Origin of the sequence: Streptomyces sp. YIM 98790, assembly GCF_011421595.1 — a bacterium.
In the GTDB taxonomy this organism is placed as follows: domain Bacteria; phylum Actinomycetota; class Actinomycetes; order Streptomycetales; family Streptomycetaceae; genus Streptomyces.
The window spans coordinates 1-3,885 of record NZ_WTLH01000320.1; the positions used below are offsets into that span (position 1 = coordinate 1).

General features: G+C 75.1%; 3 protein-coding genes and 1 pseudogene. All 4 read left to right on the forward strand.

Annotated features, from left to right (window positions below; genetic code table 11):
* Positions 1-281: 281 nt before the first annotated feature.
* On the forward strand, positions 282-920 hold the full coding sequence (locus GQS09_RS27445; protein ID WP_165990225.1) for a SurA N-terminal domain-containing protein: 639 nt from the start codon (positions 282-284) through the stop codon (positions 918-920).
* The gene (locus GQS09_RS27450; RefSeq protein WP_165990226.1) at positions 917-1,912 is read left to right on the forward strand and encodes a nucleoside triphosphate pyrophosphohydrolase; all 996 of its coding nucleotides are present in this window, start codon (positions 917-919) and stop codon (positions 1,910-1,912) included. Before GQS09_RS27445 ends, GQS09_RS27450 begins: the two co-directional genes overlap by 4 nt.
* A gap of 137 nt (positions 1,913-2,049) precedes the next feature.
* On the forward strand, positions 2,050-3,030 hold the full coding sequence (locus tag GQS09_RS27455) for an SMI1/KNR4 family protein (protein ID WP_165990227.1): 981 nt from the start codon (positions 2,050-2,052) through the stop codon (positions 3,028-3,030).
* Between the two features lie 7 nt (positions 3,031-3,037).
* Positions 3,038-3,885 (forward strand): annotated as a pseudogene (locus GQS09_RS27460) (hypothetical protein); the annotation flags it as partial.

Here is a 3,885-nt window from a genome sequence, read left to right on the forward strand (position 1 = left end):
GGCCGACGCTGCGCCGCCTCGCCGAGGACTGACCGGGCGGCGCGCCGGCCGCGGGCGCCGCGGCACCGTCCGGCACCCGCGGGCCCGGCCGGGTGACAAAACCGGCCGCCCGCTCGTTGGCCTGATGGCGGTCCCGGTTTCCCCCGCCGGGACCGCCACCCGTACCGTGTGGCACAGCCGCCTCGAACGCGTGACCACGAAGCAGTAGTCACCGGCCGCGCTCGCTGCCTAAGATCGCGGCGAGCCGCCGAATGCCGTACGCCACCCGCCGGAGGGTCCCAGTGAAGCGCCGCACGTCCGCACTCTCCCTCTCCGCCGCAGCCGCCGTGCTGCTGACGGCACCGATGCTCACCGGATGCTCCACGGACAGCCACCCGGGAGCCGCCGCCGTGGTCGGGGACCAGGTCATCTCCATCGCCGAGGTGCAGGACTACGTCAAGGAGGTCCGGGACGGCCAGCTCGCCCTGCCCAATGCCGAGGACGAACTGGCCGAGTCCAGCTCGCTGACCCGGAGCATCGTGCACCGGGAGGTCTTCTACGCCCTGGTCGAGCTGGCCGCCGAGGAGGCCGGGATCGAGGTCAGCACGCGCGAGGTGCAGGACCAGCGGGCCCTGACCGAGCAGCGGCTCGGCAGCCCCGAGGCGCTGGAGGAGCAGGCGATCGACGAGCACTTCGCGCCCAGCAGGCTGGACGACGTCTTCCGCGACGCCCTGCTGGAGAGCAAGGTCTGGCAGCACTACGGCAACGACGACGCGCAGATCGCCGCCGCGCTCAAGGACGCCGCGTCCGAGGCCGGGGTGACGCTCAATCCGCGGTACGGCTCCTGGGACCCGGAGGCGTTCGCCATCACCGAGCCCGACACCCCGTGGCTGAAGACGCTGACCGGGGTGCCCGCGGGCCCGGACACCCTCCCCGAGTGAGCGCCCCCTCCCCCGCGCCGGCCGCCGGCCGGATCGTCCTGCTGACCACCAGCCACCGGGTGGCGCCCGGCCTGCTGTCCTGGGCCGCCTGGCAGGCGCTGCGCGGCGCCGACCGGGTGCTGTGCCGGGACGCCGGACACCCGCAGCTGCCGTATCTGGGGCAGGCCGGGATCGAGGTGGAGCTGACCGCGCCCGGGGAGCTGCCCGGTGCCCGCGAGCTGGCCGGGTACTGCGCGGGCGGGCGCACGGTCGTGGTGCTGGCCGGCGGCGGGGGCGAGTCCCGGCTGACGGACGGGCTGGCCGCGCTGGCCGGTTCCGGAGGGCCCGCGGGCGGCGCCCCGGTGCCGGAGCTGGAACTGCTGCCCGGCTCCTGGGACCTGCCCGGCGCGCGGCTGCTGGACGTGGTGCAGGTGATGGACCGGATCCGCGCCGAATGCCCCTGGTCCTCCCGCCGCACCCACGCCGACCTGGCCAAGTACGGCCTGGAGGAGGCGTACGAGCTGGTCGAGGCGATCGAGACGGGGGACCGCGCCGAGCTGCGCGAGGAGCTGGGCGATGTGCTGCTCCAGGTGGTCTTCCACGCCCGCATCGCCGAGGAGGACGGGGAGGAGCCGTTCTCCGTCGACGACGTGGCGGCCACCCTCGTGGCCAAGCTGATCCACCGCCATCCGCATGTGTTCGGCGACGCCGAGGCCGAGACCCCGGAGGACGTCAAGGAGCACTGGCTGCGCACCAAGGCGGCGGAGAAGCGCCGCGCCTCGGTGACCGACGGGGTGCCGCTGGACCAGCCCGCGCTGTCGCTGGCCGCCAAGCTGGTGAGCCGGGCCCGGGGTGCCGGGCTGCCGGTGGAGCTGCCCGCGGGCGAGGGCATCGGCTACCGTCTGCTGGCCATGGCCGCCGAGGCCGAGGCCGCGGGCGTCGACCCGGAGACCGCGCTGCGTGCCGCCACCCGCGCCTACCGGGACGCCATCCGCCGCGCCGAAACCGCCTGAATCGGCGGGTATCACGGGGTTTCTCCCCGGTCCGGTCCGCGGGCCCGCCTCCGGCCGTCCTCCGCAAGCTGTCCGTGGAAACCGCGACCCCATAGGCTGTGCGCAACCAGTAAGCACCAGCAGGGGGCCAGACAGCCATGACGACAGGTCGGCTCGGGCAGCGGCACACCGCGCCACCCAACCGGGCCTACGCCGGGCAGGTCGTGCAGTTTCCAGACCCGGTGCGCGCAGCCCGCTACCCGCACGGGGTCCGGGTGGACGCGGACGGCTATCCGGACTTCGCCCCGTACGCCCGCGCCGCCGCGGAGATCGCCGAGCCCCCCGAGGGCTTCGGCGTGGACGAACTCCGCCTGACCGACTATGTCTCGGCCAATGCCGCGCTGCACGCCTCCGGACACGAGCTGTGGGCCAGCCTGCCCCCGGTCGCCACGCCGCACGGCTGGACCTGGCACCACGTGCCGCACAGCCGCCGCCTGGAACTGATCCCGGTCGAGGTCAAGGCCCTGCTGCGGCACCACGGCGGCGTCGCCACCGCTCAGGTGGACCACGACAAGCGGGGCACCCGGCCGCTGGCCGAGACCAGGCCGGCGCACTTCCCGGTGCCGCAGTCCGGCGCGGTGCGGGAGGAGCGGCTGGCCGCCGCCGAGGAGAAGCTGGGCTACCGGCTGCCGGAGTCCTACCGGTCGTTCCTCAAGGCGGCGGGCGGCTCGGCACCGCAGGGCGTGGCCCTGGACGCCGAGCTGGGCCTGCTGATCGACCAGCCGTTCTTCACTCTGCGCGAGGAAGCCGCGGTCAACGATCTCGTTTACATCAACAAGTGCCTGCGGGACCATCTCACCAAGGACTATCTGGGCATCGCCTTCGTCCAGGGCGGGCTGCTGGCCCTGAAGGTGAAGGGGGGTCACGGCATCGGTTCGGTCTGGCTGTGCGCCTTCGACGACGTCCGTGACCGCGACGGCCTGCCGGTCGAGGAGCGCGTCAGCACGCTGCTGCTGCCCTGCGGAGCGGATTTCGACGAGTTCCTGCTGCGGCTGGCGGGCAGTCCGCCGGAGCTGGAGACGGTGGCCAGGCTGATGGTGGACGGCGGCTTCGCCCATGCCGTCCCGGTGGGGAGGTGACGGCCCGATGGTGACGTTCGCACAGGCCCAGGAGCGGGCCGAGCGCTGGGTCAACGGCTCGGTGCCCGTGGCGGCCGGACGCGAGGTGCGGATACGGGAGTTCGATCTCGGCTTCGTGGCCTGGGCGGAGGACCGGGAGGGCAATCCGGCCTGCGGCGGCAAGCTGGTGATCGCCCGGGACAGCGGGGACACCACGCTCTGGCCGGCCCTGCCGGTCAACGAGGTCATCCAGGCGTACCAGGCGGAGTACGGCACGGCTCCCGGCGCGGCGCCGCCGTCCCCGGAGCCGCCGCAGCGGGTGGACCTGGAGGCGACCTCGTTCCTGCTGACCCCGCCGGAGTGGCTCCAGGAGGCCGCGGACCGGGCCGGTGTCCCGGACCACCGCGCGGCCTCCGGCGCGGGCACCGGCGGCGGCCGCGACGACGGCCGCGACGACGGCCACACGGGCGGGCACACCGGCGGTGACGCCGGTCCGTCCGCGTCCGGCCCGGGGCCCGATCCGGCGCCCCCCTCGTCTCCCGGGTCCTCGCCCGAGCCCCCGCCCGGGTCCTCGCCCGCCACACCGGCCGCCGGCTCCCCGTGGGCCGGTTTCACCGACACCTCCGGCACCGCCTCGGACGACGCCTCCGTGGCCCCGCCGATGACCGTGATCTCGCCGCCCGTTCCCGAGCGGTCCGATCCGTCCGCCGGGGGTGCGGCCGATCCCGAAGCCCGCACGGCCGTGCTGCCGCAGGGCAGTTCCCTGCCCAGGACGCAGCTCCACCCCTCCCTCGGGCCCGACGCGGGCGGGCAGCCCCCGGGCGCGGGTACGCCGCCGCCCGGCGCGCCGCCGTTCCCGCCGGGTGCCGGCACCCC